The sequence below is a fragment of the uncultured Chitinophaga sp. genome (assembly GCF_937898475.1).
In the GTDB taxonomy this organism is placed as follows: domain Bacteria; phylum Bacteroidota; class Bacteroidia; order Chitinophagales; family Chitinophagaceae; genus Chitinophaga.
This window is the reverse complement of the sequence record NZ_CALEJS010000020.1, coordinates 1-16,455: the sequence shown is the minus strand read 5'-3', so window position 1 is coordinate 16,455 and position 16,455 is coordinate 1. Positions and strand designations below refer to the sequence as shown.

General features: G+C 45.3%; 18 protein-coding genes. All 18 read left to right on the top strand.

Annotated features, from left to right (window positions below):
• Nucleotides 1-802 precede the first annotated feature (802 nt).
• The 18 genes from Q0577_RS15235 to Q0577_RS15155 all read left to right on the top strand — a co-directional run bounded on the left by Q0577_RS15235 (nt 803) and on the right by Q0577_RS15155 (nt 16,157).
• Nucleotides 803-1,324 (top strand): MerR family transcriptional regulator, encoded by a 522-nt coding sequence (locus tag Q0577_RS15235; protein WP_298737679.1) that lies wholly within the window; start codon nt 803-805, stop codon nt 1,322-1,324.
• A 154-nt stretch (nt 1,325-1,478) separates the two neighbouring features.
• Nucleotides 1,479-2,447 (top strand): DNA-binding protein, encoded by a 969-nt coding sequence (locus tag Q0577_RS15230; RefSeq protein ID WP_298737678.1) that lies wholly within the window; start codon nt 1,479-1,481, stop codon nt 2,445-2,447.
• 467 nt (nt 2,448-2,914) lie between these two features.
• The gene (locus Q0577_RS15225; protein ID WP_298737677.1) at nt 2,915-3,277 is read left to right on the top strand and encodes a hypothetical protein; all 363 of its coding nucleotides are present in this window, start codon (nt 2,915-2,917) and stop codon (nt 3,275-3,277) included.
• 368 nt (nt 3,278-3,645) lie between these two features.
• Complete coding sequence (locus Q0577_RS27230) at nt 3,646-3,954, top strand: DUF6440 family protein (RefSeq protein WP_366884481.1); 309 nt, start codon at nt 3,646-3,648, stop codon at nt 3,952-3,954.
• A complete protein-coding gene (locus tag Q0577_RS15220; protein ID WP_298737676.1) occupies nt 3,951-4,169 on the top strand; it encodes a hypothetical protein in 219 nt (72 codons plus the stop codon). Before Q0577_RS27230 ends, Q0577_RS15220 begins: the two co-directional genes overlap by 4 nt.
• Nucleotides 4,170-4,332: 163 nt before the next feature.
• Entirely contained in the window at nt 4,333-4,686 is a 354-nt protein-coding gene (locus Q0577_RS15215) for a hypothetical protein (protein WP_298737674.1), read from the top strand.
• 1,535 nt (nt 4,687-6,221) lie between these two features.
• Nucleotides 6,222-6,494, top strand: coding sequence for a hypothetical protein (locus tag Q0577_RS15210; protein WP_298737673.1), 273 nt, complete (start codon nt 6,222-6,224; stop codon nt 6,492-6,494).
• Nucleotides 6,495-6,551: 57 nt separating this feature from the next.
• On the top strand, nt 6,552-6,896 hold the full coding sequence (locus tag Q0577_RS15205) for a hypothetical protein (protein ID WP_298737671.1): 345 nt from the start codon (nt 6,552-6,554) through the stop codon (nt 6,894-6,896).
• A gap of 54 nt (nt 6,897-6,950) precedes the next feature.
• A complete protein-coding gene (locus Q0577_RS15200) occupies nt 6,951-8,225 on the top strand; it encodes a hypothetical protein (protein ID WP_298737670.1) in 1,275 nt (424 codons plus the stop codon).
• A gap of 31 nt (nt 8,226-8,256) precedes the next feature.
• Complete coding sequence (locus Q0577_RS15195) at nt 8,257-10,689, top strand: fibronectin type III domain-containing protein (protein WP_298737669.1); 2,433 nt, start codon at nt 8,257-8,259, stop codon at nt 10,687-10,689.
• 126 nt (nt 10,690-10,815) lie between these two features.
• The gene (locus Q0577_RS15190) at nt 10,816-11,271 is read left to right on the top strand and encodes a hypothetical protein (protein ID WP_298737667.1); all 456 of its coding nucleotides are present in this window, start codon (nt 10,816-10,818) and stop codon (nt 11,269-11,271) included.
• Nucleotides 11,271-11,558, top strand: coding sequence for a hypothetical protein (locus Q0577_RS15185; protein WP_298737665.1), 288 nt, complete (start codon nt 11,271-11,273; stop codon nt 11,556-11,558). Before Q0577_RS15190 ends, Q0577_RS15185 begins: the two co-directional genes overlap by 1 nt.
• A gap of 398 nt (nt 11,559-11,956) precedes the next feature.
• Entirely contained in the window at nt 11,957-12,349 is a 393-nt protein-coding gene (locus Q0577_RS15180; RefSeq protein ID WP_298737664.1) for a hypothetical protein, read from the top strand.
• Nucleotides 12,349-12,723, top strand: a complete 375-nt coding sequence (locus Q0577_RS15175; RefSeq protein ID WP_298737662.1) for a hypothetical protein — start codon at nt 12,349-12,351, stop codon at nt 12,721-12,723. The genes Q0577_RS15180 and Q0577_RS15175 overlap by 1 nt, the downstream gene beginning before the upstream one ends.
• An 83-nt stretch (nt 12,724-12,806) precedes the next feature.
• Complete coding sequence (locus Q0577_RS15170; RefSeq protein ID WP_298737661.1) at nt 12,807-13,097, top strand: hypothetical protein; 291 nt, start codon at nt 12,807-12,809, stop codon at nt 13,095-13,097.
• Nucleotides 13,098-13,567: 470 nt separating this feature from the next.
• Nucleotides 13,568-14,455, top strand: coding sequence for a zonular occludens toxin domain-containing protein (locus tag Q0577_RS15165; RefSeq protein WP_298737659.1), 888 nt, complete (start codon nt 13,568-13,570; stop codon nt 14,453-14,455).
• The gene (locus Q0577_RS15160; RefSeq protein WP_298737657.1) at nt 14,424-14,768 is read left to right on the top strand and encodes a hypothetical protein; all 345 of its coding nucleotides are present in this window, start codon (nt 14,424-14,426) and stop codon (nt 14,766-14,768) included. Before Q0577_RS15165 ends, Q0577_RS15160 begins: the two co-directional genes overlap by 32 nt.
• A gap of 495 nt (nt 14,769-15,263) precedes the next feature.
• Nucleotides 15,264-16,157, top strand: a complete 894-nt coding sequence (locus Q0577_RS15155) for a hypothetical protein (protein WP_298737655.1) — start codon at nt 15,264-15,266, stop codon at nt 16,155-16,157.
• Nucleotides 16,158-16,455 lie beyond the last annotated feature (298 nt).

The window sequence follows — 16,455 nt, the reverse complement described above, 5'->3', positions numbered from 1 at the left end:
CGGTCTTGATACATAACTAACTACAGGCATGTATCTTCAATAAGAAACAATGCTCCGAACCATTTTTGAAAAATGGCCATTCGAGGGCTTACTTTCTTATTGCTTAAAACCAAATAAGCAAGTCGTGGGGAGCAGGAACAACACGTTAAACTAAGTAAGGGTCAGCTGAGCCGGTTGCAGTAAAATCAGCGTAACGATCGTTAAGGCGTAACCATACCCGCGCTGATCGCCAGCCTATCGGGAGAACGCCGTTAATCGGTTCGGAGGTAGCCAAGCCGTCGCAAGACGGGGAGGGCGCTGCAAATTACGTAGGATTGGCTTTACGTAGCAAAAGGCAGCGCACAGCATAGCAGCTGTTCGTTCGGGTATGGATGTGACAAGGATACTCGTCCCGCCCTACGCGGCGTAAACGCATGAATGACCACTTATTTGCGCTCGCAATCTTTATTTTGTGAGCGCAGGTAGGTGGTCTATGCTCTTGGAGCCTGAACCCAACCCGATCAGCGTGAAGGTTTCCAGCTGGCGCGTCAAGCGCTGAAATGAAGAAAAAAACGAAAAATGAAGGAACGACAACCGGCGAAGCCGATGAAACAGGAGAACACAGCCGGTTAGATCGTAGAAGATTGTGGGCAACGTGATCTTCGTTGTCCATCAATGTTCTGCGATCTGAGCGGAACCGGAGCGAAAGCGGAGGCAAACGTGGCAGGTAGCACGTAGCAAGGAGATACAGCCGATAAGATCGAACATAAGTAAAATGCTGAATAAAAGTGATTACTAAACCACTATTCTGAGGGGTGAAAGCATGGAACTTAAAGTAAATGAGGTCGCAAGCGAACTAAATGAGACGGCTCACGTCATACGGAACTGGACGCGGTATTTCAAGCAGTATTTGTCGCTTATCAAGGGCGAGAAGAATAATTACAACCTATATCCGCCGGAAGCTATGGAAGTGTTGCGAACCATCCAGCGGCTGCATCGTCAGCAGGGCTATTCGACACGGCAGATCAAAAATTATTTGTCTGGTGGGGAACTGGCAGCCGCCGCCGAACCGGTTGTGAATTTGCCGACTGCGCCGGACGAGGTTGCGGAGCTGAGGGCCCATATCGCGCAGCTGCTTGAATACCAACAGCGGCAGGAAGAATTTAACCGGCTGCTCCTTCATCAGCTCGAGCAGCGAGAGCTCCGCGATCAGGCCCGCGACAAACTGATTACGGAATACATTACGGAAAGTCGGGAAGCACGTACCAGGGCACAACTTGAGATCAGGGCCGCAGAGAAGGAACAGGAGCATCAGAAAAAGAAGCGCTGGTGGGGGCTGAAATAGCTTGCCGCAGAAAAGCGGTCATGACCGGATTACTGGAAATGTAATGTTGTGTAATGTAGTAATGTAACATAATGTAGTAATGTAAAGTGTTTACATTATCGTATGCGGTGTGATATAATAGAAGCAGGAAGACGAACTAAGGAGGCAAAAACGAATGAAAATCACGAAAGAACAGGTATTCGCGACGGCAACGGCGCTTGCCGCGGAAGGAAAGGCACCGACGGTAACGGCAATACGCGATATTCTCGGTGCGGGTAGCTTTACAACGCTTAACAATTACATGCGTGAATGGCGCTTGGAAAAGAAAAAGGCTGACTCCGTCCAAGCTGCGCCACAAACCATCCTTGACCGGCTAATGGCCTTTGGGAATGAAACGTGGGCAGTTGCAATCAAACAGGCTGAGGATGGACTCGCGGAGGATCGCGCGGAGCTGGCTGTGGAACGGGCGGCAATTGAGGATCAAATACAAGAAATGGCAGCCTATGCCGACCAGGTGACCGAAAAGCTGGATAAGGCGCTTCTGGACGTAACAGAAGCGCAGGGACAGGCTTATGAGACCGGTGTTTTACTCACTCAAGAGCAGTTAGCGCATACGAACGTAAAAGGTCTATTTAGTGAAGCTGAGCACACAATATCGGATTTACTCGAGTCAAGTGGTCGAACGCAAGAACGATTAGATGACATAACTAAGCGCAAGCTTGAGCTTGAAGAAGAAGTTCAGCGGCAACGCCTGGAGATTGAGAACGAACGGTTAAGCGGCAGCCGTTTAGAGGCGGAATTGGAGAATGAACGGTCAAAGACCGATGAGCTAAAGACGGCCAAGGCCGCCGCGATCCGCGAAGTGGATCAACTGAAAGCTCTCATAGACAAACTGGAACTGAAGCAAGAAAACCTGCGTGATAGCGTCCAGGCGCATAAGGAAGATAAAGAAATGGCCATTGAAAGGGAACGGCAAGCGTTGGCTGCTCTTACAGAAGAAAAGGTGAAATCGGGGCAAATGCAAGGAGAGATTGAAGCGTTGCGGAAGCAATTAGAGCAACAGGCCAGCATGTTCGATAAGCTATCAGCTAGCTTGAAGCAACCTGCAACTAATGCACGCCGCCAGAAAGAGGTTGAAAATTGATTGGATTTATAGAGTGGGGATTTGGGTATCTCTTGGCGATCGGTCTGTTTTGGCTACTTGCGAGGAAAGACTCTGAATGAAGTTTTTTCAAGTCAGAAAGGCAAAAGGGAGGCATAACAACAGTGTATTGGTTCTTTTATGTTTTCATGGGAATGGGAGCACTTGCAATGATTTCGAATTGGTTGGCTGATGAGCTGGGTTATAAGAGGAAATATAAAAACCTGCCTGAAGATCTCCGGCCGTCAAAGGGCTGGTATAAGGAGTTCGGCAGGTATCAGAAATGAATAAGCTGCCGAAGTTTACAAAAGCGCTGGAAGAATTTAATCAAAAGGCGGCCCAGCTGTCCGAAACAACAAAGAAGCTTAAACAGGCAGCTAGAGAGTTGAAATCGGCTGTTGCGAAGGAATCGAGATGAAGGAGATTATTTTCTTTTGATGTTATATCATATTTTGAAGGAGTCTTTGTGAATGGAACAAGCTGATAAGGAGACTATTTGGGCCTGGAATAAGGCATTGAACGTTATACTTACTTTGATTTTACTTGGCGGTATCATATTTACTGTGTTTGCTGTAAAGCAAGAGAACGCTAAACAACGTGCGTATAAAGCTTCGTATTTTGAGGGTGTTGGTCTTGTTGAGTCTGTTCAGGTGCATGTAAAGCAAGGAATTTTTGGCGATATCAAAACGTATCAGCTGGTTATTGGCGGAAAAGCGTATGATGAAGCAGTAAATATTAAGGATTTGAAGAAAGGGCAGCGGATTAGTTTTTATGGACATGAGGGTGCTATTGAGGGCTATTCGTTTGAGCTGGAGAGTTTAAGGAAGGAGTGAACAGCATGAAAATTGGTCAGTTAAAACATTTCCTCTTTGTCTATTTCCAGCTTATTACCTTCTGTATAACGGCTTATGGTATGAAGTATTATTCTAATTGGTTTTTTCTGGCGGGGCTTATAGTGGTTATACTAAATTCGGTTTTTTACTTTGACAAAGTATTCGCAAAATGAGGACATATGTATCAAATACATTATTTTGTGCAAATGTCCGGCGCTCCGAAAAATGAAAATCGGAGCTAGTCGAAGCAATCCGGAGAAAACGGAACAAGGCTATGAATAATTAATGTCATAAAATAACGATTTTTTTGCAATTGTTCCACGGAAGCAAAATCGCCTATTTTGACCTAATTTGAAGGAATACGGAGGTTGAAAGTCTTGAAAAGATGGCTGCCCACTATAGCAATATTATCTGCATTTCTTTTACTAACGTCTTGTTCGGCGGCGGACGATAATAGCCTAGTAGAAGGAGCCTTCACATTTTCGAAAAAAAGCCCACTGGAAGGTAACTTCACAACAGAATATCTAGGACATGATGAATTGGGATGGGTTCTCTATGATAAAGAGACAGGCTGCCAGTATCTAGCCATGTCAAGCAATACTCCATTTACCCCAAGGCTTAACTCGCAAGGCACTCCAATGTGCAGAGATACACAAGAAAGTGAGGACAAACAATGAGTAAAATTTTTATAATCCAACATAGAGCCTATTTCACAGATGATGAGTTTGCAATTAGCTATGATGCAGCCAAGACCGCTCTTGAAAGCCGGGGATATATGGAGATAATCCCCCTCAATGAACAAGAAAACGATGCAGGAATATTTGAAAAGCCTGAAGATGATTTGTTCGAGAAGTTTGAAGCTCGAGTTATAAGCAAACCCCTGATTATATAATGTATACAGATACCTGGGAGCTGCAGCGCGGATCTGCGCCGGCGCCTGAAGAAAATGTATACAAAAATGAAGACCAGGAAGCGCCGGCAGCTGCGTTTTTGTATACAGATAAGCATTGGGATCCGACAGCTGCAGCTGAAAAACGTATACAGGAGGCAATGAAATGTCATCAAGAACACCGATACAGGTACCGATTGAATTGAAAGAAGCCGTCGAGGAAATGAAAGGCACGCTACGAGCCGGTACACATTACGAAGTGATTGAAAAGTTAATCCGGTACTATAACGATAATGAGCAGCTAAAACGTGAACAGGACGAGCAACGACAGCTGGAGAAGCAGAAGCAGCAGGAAACCATGATTTACCTCGGCGAAGAGCTGAAGCGCGGCTACATGCACTTAAACAAGTCTCTTGGGTTTGCTTCAGATGCTTCGGGTGTACAATTCCTCATTGAACACTATGAAAATTCGCTTACAATCGACAAGAAAACCTTTGATTTGGCCCGAACACTTAAATAACAGGTTAGAGCAGCTACCGAGGCTGCTTATTTTTTTTGTCCCGATCGACCCGAACTGAGGTAAAATAGAAAGAAAAAACAAAAGGCGAGATTGTCCAGCAGGGGGAAGCAGTTGGGACGATCGCGGAAACCGGAAGAAGAAAAGACAAAATCCATAACAATTAATCTGCTACAAAAAGTAATTAATGAAATTTCCAAGGATGGTAATCCAAAGCACGTCATTGAGAAAATAATTAACGACATTTACAAAAAAAAATGATCGACAGTTTATCCTTTTTTTTTTAAACTGAATAAGAACATATATTCAGATCAGAATAAACGTTCCTATTAATCGATGGTTAAAACCTTTGTATAAACCTTAATAAACCGTACAGGAGCTAAACGATCGGCATTAACCCAAAATAGCCGAAATCTCAGTAAAAGGGTGCAGAATTAGAAATCATTACGTAGTAATGGTATATAATCTGGGCGCGCCGCCAACTCAGTAAATGAAGAATATTCAGAAAAAGGGCTCCAAATGGCATTTATTGGTTTGACTAGAAACACATGTTCGTGCTAATTTAGGTCTAGAAAAATTTTTTTTAGTCAATTTGCCCTAAATTAGGACAAAAAAAGCCCCTAAAGGCACTAAAAGGGTGCAGAATTAGTAGGAAGATAGATGCGAAAAACCCAGTATTATCAAGGGCTTTAGCGGTTCCAATCCCTACTAAAACTGCACCGTATTGACGAAAAAGGCAAATTGAGCAAAACTTATGTCATATCAAACTACATACAAAAAACGCCGGTCAGGAGTGTTGGTAGCACTTCTAACCGGCTAAGGAACCGAGTTGAACGAGCAGCTCGATTCCCTGTTTAACATCATAACGATAAGAACACATTTTCGCAATTGTGAAAATCGTGTACTTTAGTTTGTGATGTACAGGGGACGGCTGCGTGCATTTGCTCGCAGCCGTTTTTTTATTTTCAGAGGGGAGGAAGGAACATGAATGAGGAGCTGCCAACGCCATCAACGGAACCCGTAGAGACGACAGGGGCGCTATATACGGACTTTGAAACCGCAAGTGGCGTTATCCGAATCCTGCACGAAGTTTCGCTGGGAGATTTAATCGTTGCTACGATGATTGCGCTGCTTCTGCTGTTCTTGATCCTGAGTACCCTAATGAAAATTGTATGGAGGCGATAGCAATGGAAGGTCTAGTTGATGCAATTGCGCTGCCGATTATTTTAGCTCTGATGATCTATGTAATCGGAAAGGCGGTGTCGCTCAGATGGTCATAGGCATCCCATCAGAATTGTACTTGAGCGCGGTTCTTGCTTTTCTGGAGCTGCATCCGCTTCAGGTCATTCTCACAGTCTTCGGTGTCGCGATTGTTTTGATCTTCTCCCTAGTCTATTTGTGGAAACACGTTGCAGCAGAACGTGAGAAGGGAGTGGCTGAATGAATGTAAGCGACATTTGGGATTGGACATTTATGTGGCAGATGTTCCGTAACTTTATGGCTACCGGTTCACCGTTCGTGATGATCGTAGTTGCCGTTTGCTTGGCAGGGATGCTGTTAGGATTCCTGGTGTCGATCTTTATGCGAAGGAAGGCGGGTTAATGGATCAGTTTCCGGATCTGCCGTCACCTCATTGGGAAGAGCAGCTTCCGCTGTTCTGGTACTATGTAAAATGGTTTCTGAAAATTAATCAAGTGTGGGTCATGATCGGTACGGCAGTCATGCTTGCCACAACGATTTTAATTATGATCGCTAATCTTTTCAATCGAAACAACGATGACGACGATGATTATGATTATCGGGAAATTTAAACTCTGTTGAGAATCGGGAACGGCCGCCCGGCTCATATATAAACCAAAAATCGATTAATGGGAGGAAAAATAATTATGGGATTCATCAAAAATTTGTTTAAACGTAATAAGCAAGCGGAAGAAGGACAGGCTCAACCGAAAAAACTGCGCGGTAAAATGGCAGGTATCCTGACGGCTGCCATTGCCGTGTTTGCAGCCGTTCCATCTGTTGTAGGTGCTGCACCGATGGACTTCAGTACACAAGAGGTTGGTATTGACGTTAATGATGTTGTAGGTACCGGTTTCAGCTTCATGAACATGTTCGGGCAATACACGATGCTTGTTCTTGGTGTTATCTTTGCGCCGGTCGCCATTGGTTTTATCATCTGGCTCTGGAAGAAGCTTCCGAAGTTCTCGAAGTAATCAAAACGCCAAAAAGGGGCGGGGGGTTCCCCGTCCCTTTTCTTATAGTGGGGTATGAACATGCGTAAAAAGCTTGGTATTCTGGCGATCGTCTTACAATTTTATCTTTTACTTACTAGCGCAACCGCACAGGCCGCGGAGCCTTGGAGCCCGCCGCAATCACCGGTGGTTGGCAACCAACTCATTTATTTAAGTGTACGGGATGAGTATTTACTGAACTACTACGATTGGGATACAGCAGCCAATCGGTCCAAGCTCAATTACTGGACCAGTACAGGCGTTTATTACGAGCTTTGGAGCAATAACGTGCCAAATGGTCATTGGTATCTTACCTGCAACGGTACGTACATCATCGAGGTGTACCAGGACAGTATGAAGGTAGGAGAGACCGCGCAAGTCCAAACTACGAAAATCCAGAACCCTGCTTGTCAGTCTTATGATAACGCCGACCAGCTCAAAAATGATCTGAATATAAGGGGAACCGATAGAGCAGACGGCTCCACCGATCTATCTTGGGATTTTGTTGTGGGCGCCGATCACTACGACATTTATAAGGATGGCATCAAGATAACACAACAAACAGGGGTAACTTCATGGCATATAACGGACGACGGAACGTATACATTCGTTGCCGTAGATTCAAACGGACAGTCACTAGGTCAGTCAGATTACATAAAAAACGATTCTACGCCAAATGGCGGAGAGAATAATAGCGATTGTGATGCCTGTCAGTGGTTATCCGATGCACTAGCTTGTCCCGATTGGGATACTTACATGGGCGATCTCACGGGAGCCATTAAAAACGCGCTGCCGCCGCCGCCCAATTGGGAGGATATAGCCGATACGTTTGTTGGCAAGTTTGCCGACTACTTCGGTGATGTGCCGGTTCCGCCATCGGTCCCAGAGATTGAAAACAATGTTCGACCCAATATACCAGCCGTAGATACAAACGTGCCTCAGGCCAGCATAGCACCGGCAGTTCCATCAGATTTTAACAATGGCCCTTTAGATACGGACATTACCCAAGGGGAACAGATCGAGGTGGAGGATGATTCTCAGCCGATCGAGATTTACGATCCGGATAAGTATATTGATTCCGACGGCGTTGGGGAATTTGTTTACCCGGGCGATGAGCGGAACAGCAGCAACGGCATTAAGCAGCCGGATACAATCGATACGCCATATGAGATGCCGATCCCAGCGGATTCAGGAGGAGAAGATATACCACCGGCTGATATGCCGGTGCCAAACGGCAGCAGCAGCTCCATTCCGATTCCTGATGGAACAACCGGCATTATACCGATACCACAAAAGGATTTAGGTAACTAGACTCCCTTAAAAGAAGGTGATCGAAATGAAAATGAAAAAGAAGTTAGCACTGTTAATGACTTCATTATTGGTTATGATGTTGATTTTACCGTTTGCTAGCAAGGCTTTTGCTTACCCGGGAGGTTTGTTGGGGGGGAAAACGGTTTATGTAGGTGCGGATTTAGATGATGTTTCTTATCCAAAAACTAATATTACTGATAGTGATGTCGGAACGGGATCAGGTTTAACCTACAATATTTTGGATACTATTTGGTATAAGTTCGATAGTCCTGTAAATATAACGCATTATCAATTGAGTGCAGCTATTAGTTCTGGCTTGAACGTTAATTTTTACGATGCGAATAAAACATTATTATTATCTGCCGAGTCTGTTATTACTGGTGTAAAAACTCCTGCAGCTGTTTCGAATGTAACGTATGTTGCTTTGATTAATACTAATAGTAATCGCCCATCTGGAATTACAGTAAATGAATTTGATGTTTTTGGTGTTGTACCTATTAATTATTCCGGCGGTTTATTAGATGGAAAAACAATGAATAAGGGCTCAGATGAAACAAATAGTTATATAACTACTTTAGCAGCCACAGACAATGTTGAAACTACTAGTGTATCTTTTACATCTTATGGAGGTAATCAAGATACTTTATGGTATGAATTTTCTTCGCCGGTTTCTATTAATGGGTATCGTTTAAATTCAAATATACGACTACGTATCCTTGCATATGATTCAAATGGTTTACAAATTTATGCAATTGATACGGTTTATGATGGGTCTTTAAAAACTGCGAATTGGTCGAATGTAAAAAAAGTTGCTTTTGTAAATATTTCAAGTAACATAGCAACGTTATATGAACTTAATGTTTATGGTACTTCAACAGCACCGCCACCGGTTCCAAGTAATTTAGAAGGCTCTGCTGTAGATGGAAAAGTAAACTTGACCTGGGAAGCTGTAACAGCTGCTGATTTAGCTGGTTATAACGTTTATGTTGACGGTATGAAAATAAATAGTTCACCGATTTGGCAAGCAAGTTATGCTGCATCTGTAAGCAATAATGTTAACCATACGATTCAGATAACATCCATTGATATGGATGGGAACGAATCAGCGAAATCACAGCCCGTCTATTCTTATTTCGATACGATTTCGCCTATAGCACCAATTGGGCTTACATCAAATCCGGCTGGTGATCATTCGACGCAACTGCAATGGACGGCCAACACGGAGCCTGATCTGGCCGGTTATAACGTTTACCAGGACGATGCTCAAATAAATAAATCGATTGTCATCCCAAACGAATACATGGTCACCGATCTGGAAGACAACCGGACCTATAGCTTCAAGGTAACTGCAATTGATACATCATCCAATGAATCGCCCAAATCAGCAGCAGTTACCTATTATATGGATGCCTCAGCTCCTCAGCCGCCATCTGGCCTAAGTGGAACAGCCGGAACCACTAAAGTGACGCTGACATGGCTTGTACCACCTGATGAGGACCTGGACAGCTATAACGTGTATCAAGGCGGCGTACTAATCAAATCTAACGTCAAAGATAATTCTTTTGAAGTGGACGGACTAACGCCGGATACGCTCTACAACTACACGGTTCGCGCGGTTGACCAATCCGGAAACGAATCGACAAATAGCAATCCGTTATCGATAAGAACGGAAATTAAACCGTCCAATATACCAAATAACGTAACGGCAAAGGCTAAGGATCAAAGCATCACTATCAAATGGGACGCTGTAGCGGATGCCACAGCTTATAAGATTTACCGGAATGACGAGGCGCTGGCGACAACCAGTGAGACGAGTTATCTGGACGAAAATCTCACAAATGGAGTGGTTTACGCTTATCGGATCTCATCCATTATTGATGGTGCGGAAGGGGAAGCTTCTAACGCTGTACATGCTCGACCAGGCAAGCAGTTAGATTTGGGATCATCCAATCAATTGAATTCGGTTTTAGATATCATACAAACTACCTTTTCGTTTTTGGGCAAGTACAAGCTGTATATCGTATTAGTTTTGGGCCTATTCTTCAGCCGTTGGATCTTTGAATTTATGGCCTGGCTATTTCGTAAGATGTTGCCGCGTTCAAAGGAAGAAAAACAGCGGGCTGCTGAACAAAAGCAGCCCAAACAGCGGCAGCCATTGTCGCCGGAAGAAAAAGAACGGCGGGCAAGGGAACGGAAGCTCAATAAGGCAAGGGATGATAAGTACGAGCTGCTGACACGGCTAGGCCGGACATCCGAACGTGATCGATGGGTGAAGGAAGTCAGCTATCTCAATCGGGAGCAGCGGCAAGCCAAAGCAAGGGAAGAACGGAATCGTAAAGCCAGAGAAGCTCGGGCAGCTGCTAAAGCATCAGACGGCGGCAGAAAGTCCAGAGGGGGACGAACAAGCGGCCGCAGCCAGCGAACCGGACGGACAAGCAGAGGGGGGCGGAAAGGTGGACGCTAATATTGCTTTAGAAGCTATGCCGTATATCCGGCAGATTTCCCCGATCCTAATGCTTATAGGGGCCATCAGCTTTGCTGATCTAACGATTAGCTTTCTCGTTAAGCTGATGAAAAAGGGCCGAATCAAATGGTAGCAAAGATTCTGAATTGGGTAGGCTCCTTCTTCCAGAATCTCTTAAACGTTACGCTTCACTTTTTGGGCGACATGTTCGGCAGCCTGATCAATGGCCTAGTCACTGTCCTAAAGTTTCTCTTTACGCCGATCCTGGCGCTGCTCGGCATCATCTTCTATTTTATTTACAAGCTGGGCGTCCTAATCGTGACGCTGATAAAGGTACTCGTTGCGATCGGCAAGCTGCTCTATGCCTTTGTTATGGGCTTGTTTAAAACATTAGCCGGTCTGGTCTGGATTCAATCGGCTCCTCCCGATCACGGCAGCTGGTCGAATGCGATTACACAGGTTTTTATCGCGCTGGAGCCTTACCAGCTGGATAAAATCGCTTATGTACTGTCCTTTGCTATTTGGATTATGACGGCCTACGGAGTAATACGGATTTTGTCATCGTCGGGAGGGGATGATTGATGTTTGATCTCGTGCCGCAGCCGGTGAGGAATTTGGTGGATACGATCTTTGGCGCTCCGATCGGCTGGCTGCAGCTCATGGCTAACATGATCGGCCATGCCGGATTGGTTGCCGGAAAGGGCATCAATCTCAATAACTACTTTTCCTTTTTTGGTTATTTGCCCAGCTCATGGCAATTGGTTGTAAAGTCGGCCTTGTCTGGTATTGTGCTGCTGGCAACGTTATTTCTCGTAAAGGCCGGCTGGAATATGTACCTAAAGGTAAAAAGCTCTACCAAGTGGTGGTGATTGTATACAGATAACGCGGTCCGGACGCGTTGGCCATGCAAAAATTGTATACGAATTGACGGCCGGATCCGGACCAGGCTGCCGGAAAATGTATACGCGAGGAGGATACATGCTATGCCTGACTTTAAAAAGCAATATCAAGACATGCTTATTAAGGATATAGGTGATCATCTGACCGGCTTGAATGATTTATTTTTATCCCCGGAGCCGGATCTTGAGTGGGTGGATTATCATTACAGCAGAGCAACAACAAAGCTAAAAATATTACAGGAGGTATTTTCGGATGGAGTCTGAAGTATTTGGCTATTTTGTATCGATCGGCGCTGGATTAAGCTTTGGCCTATCGATTGGGGCGATTCCCGTCTTTTTAGTTTGGCGCTGGTTAAAGCGGAAAGAAGGTGGCCATCATGATCGTTTCCAAGCTCAGAAAGCCCGTTCCTGATCGGGACAAGCTGGTGATTCTGGAGGAAGACGGTACGGCTGATATTGCCACAATCTATAACACGGATGATCAGAGTGTTTATGCCGATTCCCCGTCCCAGGACTATGCGGTGCCGGTCGGCGATCTCCAAGCTTTTGTAGGCCCATCCGGTCGTATATTCGTCCTTCGGTCGGATGCGGAGTACGTAAGGGATACACAGCGGCTTGCGGCGCTCGAGAAGTCTATTGTCTTACGGCAGGTAACGCAGTTCCAGAAACCGCCGGAACCGGAAGGTTCCGGCATCAACATTCGAAGCATCATGCTGTATGCCCTGATCGGCGTACTGCTGCTGGCGGTGATCTTTAAATGATGAATACAGAGGGCCAGCGTAACGCCGATCGGATTCAATCGATTTTGTCTGATGACTTGTTCCCGAACGTGCAGCATGTATCGGACGTTAAACAGGTTTTAGAGTATATGGAGAACGTCGCCCAATCGGTAAGTGAGGAGCAGCTGCGTGCAGCCATCCTATTGCTTTCGTTGGGGGATAACGACCGGCTGCATGGAAAAGAAAATCCGTACAAGTGGATGATTGACCGGCTAATCGGAACCGATGAGAAAACCGGCCACTGGAAAAAGGCAGTAGCGCCAACATCGGTTTATCTGGATACGATGCAAGAGCTTATACCAAAACCGCCTCGGCCGCTTATTGTGGCTCCAGGCAACGGGAAGGGGAAGGAGTAATGAATTGGATAAGGAAGTCGAACGAACCATTGCCTAAAACAGAGCTATTACTATACCGAATTTTAAGCATAACATCGCTGCTTTTGGCGGTGGCTGTACCTGTTCTTTTCTTTAAAATGTCTTTTAACATGTTGGCCTTAACAGCTGAGAGAGCATACATATTGGGTAATCTTCAAGCTTTTTCAGACTTTTTAGATACAAAGGCTGGTGCGAATTTTGTAAGTGGATCTTGTTTCTTCTTTATGGCCATCAGCACGACTGTATGTAGCGCCGTTTATATTCTCTTGCGATTGTTTGGTTATAACATCGGTTTGCAGAAAGAAAAGCTCTGGAATCCTACTGATGTGGAAACCGCTGTAGAAGGACTCTCATGAATGAGAGTCCCGATCCCGGTAATCTTCAATTGTTTTTTTTATCCAAAGAGGCCCACTTGCAAGGCGCTGTGTTTCTTCGGGGAAAATATCGGGGGGTAACGAGTCCCGTTTCCCCTCTCTCAGCTCTGACCGATATTTCTCGGCACGCTTAACATAAACGGATACTTGCTGTTTAGACCAGCCAAGCAGTTCAGCAGCCTCAGAGAGTCCAGCAAGGGGCGGTATCAGTTTGGGTAAGGCAGATTTGCTTTAAGGTCCTCTTTAATCCATTCAACTTTATCGCGATCGTCTCTTTTAATAGTCATGCGTTGAGCGTTTTTAAATGCCTCTTTCTCGTCTCGACCAGATACAGTTTCACAATAGTCGTCTTGATTAACAGACTTAAATTTTACCGTCCATGCTTTCATTTTTATCATCCTCTCAAATAATTGTTTAACTTTATAAATCAATAATATATAATTTGTTTTACTTTGTCAAACATTTATTTTGCGGAAAGAAAAGATTTGTATACAACTTCCTGGTTGCTGCAGCGCCGATCGGCGTTGGCCAACGAGGAATCTGTATACAAAAAGGGCGAACCTGGTTTCGCCGGCGATCATAATTTGTATACACTTTTTCTTCCAGAAGAGCTCCTGCAGCGTGAAATCTGTATACAAATATCGAAAGGAGAGAAAGCAATGGCTCACTTAATCTGTATATCTGGTCCGCTTGGAGCCGGAAAGACAACCGGGGCAAGCCTATTTCCCTGGCTTTGGAAAAACGGGACGGAAGCGCTTGGCGGACAGCTGAAGCTATTTGCCAACTATGATCTTTACGGCGCTGAGCGGATGGATACTCCGCAGGACTGGTTTAAAGTAGCTGAAGCTCATGGCAGCATTTGCATTTGGGATGAGGCTCATCGCTCATTTGACTCTAGGCGGTTTTCGGACTCACAAAATATTTTAGCAACGGAATTAATGACGTTCGTCAGAAAGATGGCAAGCATACAAGTATTTGCTACACCGTCTGTTAACCGGCTGGATACCCGGATACGAGAAATTATTGAGGTTTTGATCATGGTACGGAGGACGGCGGGCGGCACTTACTTTGACTATTACGACTACCAGGCTGACTTTGGCGGCCGGTTCGGCAAGTATCTGCACAGTAAGTTTTTGCCTAACTATAAGCTCAAAGCCATTCATCGTTTAAACCTGTTTGACAGCTATAGCTTTGTAAGCAAGTTTCCGCTCCCTAAAACCGCTCCGGAGCAAGAGAAATTTATGATAGAGCTTGAAGCCGCTCATATGCGCGGTTTATATCGTTTTAGAAAGGATGTAACGCCGAATGATGACGAAAGCAGCCTTATCCTTAGTAGCTAACGAGAAGATCGAGCGCGATCCGCGCAAGCTGGCTTATTTGTATCCTAAAATGCCGGTGGGCCGTTACAAAGACTTGGTAGACGAATACTACCGTAACACGACGCTGCGAGCTGCCGAGCAGATTGCTCAAATGAGTGGGTGCATTCTGGTTCCGTCCCGTTGTCTAAATCATAAGCGGCGTGATTCCTCGCGGCGGCTGATGGTTTTGGGCTATGCCTACTACAACATACCAGAGGACGAGCTGACGGATCTGGAGCGTGCCAAGTATATAGAGCTGTGCGCCGAACGAGGGGAATACCAGGATGCTCTATAACGAGCAGAGAGGCCCGCAGACGACGCCGTACGCCAAGATGGAGCGAAATGACGTCTCGTACATTCAGGAGGCCGGTAAACGGTATAGATACCTGCTAGGACTATCCAAGCAATCAAAAGGTACAGCAGCTCTAACATACGGTCAAGCGGCGAGGGAGCTGAAGGAAGAAATCTATCAAAAATACCAGATAATTTTATAGGATTAAAGGAAAAAGATGGACAAGCATCAGGGGGAAGGTTTATGATTGGTTTAACAAAAACCGTCAGAAACGAAAATGAGCCCCGGATGGTTCCAGCCATCCGGGGCCCAGGTAGAAAGCTAGTTACCGCTAGCATTCACCCGTTTAGGTGTATTATAACCTATTACGTGAAGAATGCAAAGCGCTGGAACTAGGTTTCCAGCGCTATTTTTGTGTTCTTTTTTGTTGATTTACTAGATTTATAGAATCATTTCGTGGTGGGCATCGACCACCAGTGATTAGGAGGGAGACAGTCAATGAAAATCGCGTATAAGGAAATTAATTTTCGGTCGGAGAGCCGCAAGCTAATCGACCATGTTAACCGGATTATTGCAGAGTACAAACAGATGGGGTATTCGCTTACGCTGCGTCAGGTCTATTATCAGCTCGTTTCGAGGGATATTATACCCAACAATGAGCGGAGCTATAAAAATCTAGGCGCGATCATATCCGATGCTAGGCTGGCCGGTAAGATTGATTGGGAGGCCATTGAGGATCGGACGCGCAATTTGAAAGGCAACAGTCACTGGAGGGAACCAGGAAGTATTATCCGCGCGTCAGCTGAACAATTTCAATATGACAAATGGTCAGACCAGGACAACTATGTTGAGGTTTGGGTTGAAAAGGATGCTCTTGTCAACGTTGTCGGCCAGATCTGCCAAAGGTTAGACGTAAACTTTTTTTCGTGCCGTGGATATGTAAGCCAATCAGAAATGTGGGTCGCCGCCCGCCGCCTGAAGCAGTATGAGGATGATGGCAAGCAAACAATCGTATTGCATTTAGGCGATCATGATCCGAGCGGTAGGGACATGAGTAGAGACGTCCTAGACCGGTTGGAATTGTTTGAAAGTAATCCGATGTTTAAGCGCATCGCGCTCAATATGGATCAGATCGAAGAGTACGACCCGCCGCCGAACCCGACGAAAGCTAGTGACAGCCGCGCAGACGGTTATATAGCGGAGTTTGGTCATGAGTGCTGGGAGTTGGATGCTCTCAATCCAAACGTGATCGAGAACCTAATCAAAGCGCATGTAGATCAGTATTGTGACCGTAGACGGTTTGAGGCGTACAGAGAGCGCGAAGAAGAGGCTCGGCGCATCCTACGGGCCGTGTCGGCCAATTGGGATGATGTAGTACAGCGGTACAGCTAATTTTTTTGGCTCTGCGTAAGGCTGTAGAAAAGCGGTCTTGACCGGAATATAGAAAAACGGTCAAGACCGAATTAAAATGTAATGTAACGATCATAACGTAATAATGATAACAATAAGGGAAGAATATAGAAAAGCGGTCTTGACCGAATTGTAATGTAATGTAATAATAAAAGGTGTAATAAGTGTAATGATGAATCACGGTGTATCAAGACCGGCAGCCGATCAGGCGGCCCGATCGGCTGCCGGTCTTGATACATAACTAACTACAGGCATGTATCTTCAATAAGAAACAATGCTC

Excerpts from the sequence above, each read along its gene's own strand:
- Q0577_RS15155 (WP_298737655.1), top strand. The coding sequence starts at position 15,264 with ATGAAAATCGCGTATAAGGAAATTAATTTTCGGTCGGAGAGCCGCAAG.
- Q0577_RS15195 (WP_298737669.1), top strand. The coding sequence starts at position 8,257 with ATGAAAAAGAAGTTAGCACTGTTAATGACTTCATTATTGGTTATGATG.
- Q0577_RS15185 (WP_298737665.1), top strand. The coding sequence starts at position 11,271 with ATGTTTGATCTCGTGCCGCAGCCGGTGAGGAATTTGGTGGATACGATC.
- Q0577_RS15235 (WP_298737679.1), top strand. The coding sequence starts at position 803 with ATGGAACTTAAAGTAAATGAGGTCGCAAGCGAACTAAATGAGACGGCT.
- Q0577_RS15205 (WP_298737671.1), top strand. The coding sequence starts at position 6,552 with ATGGGAGGAAAAATAATTATGGGATTCATCAAAAATTTGTTTAAACGT.
- Q0577_RS15200 (WP_298737670.1), top strand. The coding sequence starts at position 6,951 with ATGAACATGCGTAAAAAGCTTGGTATTCTGGCGATCGTCTTACAATTT.
- Q0577_RS15215 (WP_298737674.1), top strand. The coding sequence starts at position 4,333 with ATGTCATCAAGAACACCGATACAGGTACCGATTGAATTGAAAGAAGCC.
- Q0577_RS15190 (WP_298737667.1), top strand. The coding sequence starts at position 10,816 with ATGGTAGCAAAGATTCTGAATTGGGTAGGCTCCTTCTTCCAGAATCTC.
- Q0577_RS15175 (WP_298737662.1), top strand. The coding sequence starts at position 12,349 with ATGAATACAGAGGGCCAGCGTAACGCCGATCGGATTCAATCGATTTTG.
- Q0577_RS15220 (WP_298737676.1), top strand. The coding sequence starts at position 3,951 with ATGAGTAAAATTTTTATAATCCAACATAGAGCCTATTTCACAGATGAT.
- Q0577_RS15160 (WP_298737657.1), top strand. The coding sequence starts at position 14,424 with ATGACGAAAGCAGCCTTATCCTTAGTAGCTAACGAGAAGATCGAGCGC.
- Q0577_RS15225 (WP_298737677.1), top strand. The coding sequence starts at position 2,915 with ATGGAACAAGCTGATAAGGAGACTATTTGGGCCTGGAATAAGGCATTG.
- Q0577_RS15230 (WP_298737678.1), top strand. The coding sequence starts at position 1,479 with ATGAAAATCACGAAAGAACAGGTATTCGCGACGGCAACGGCGCTTGCC.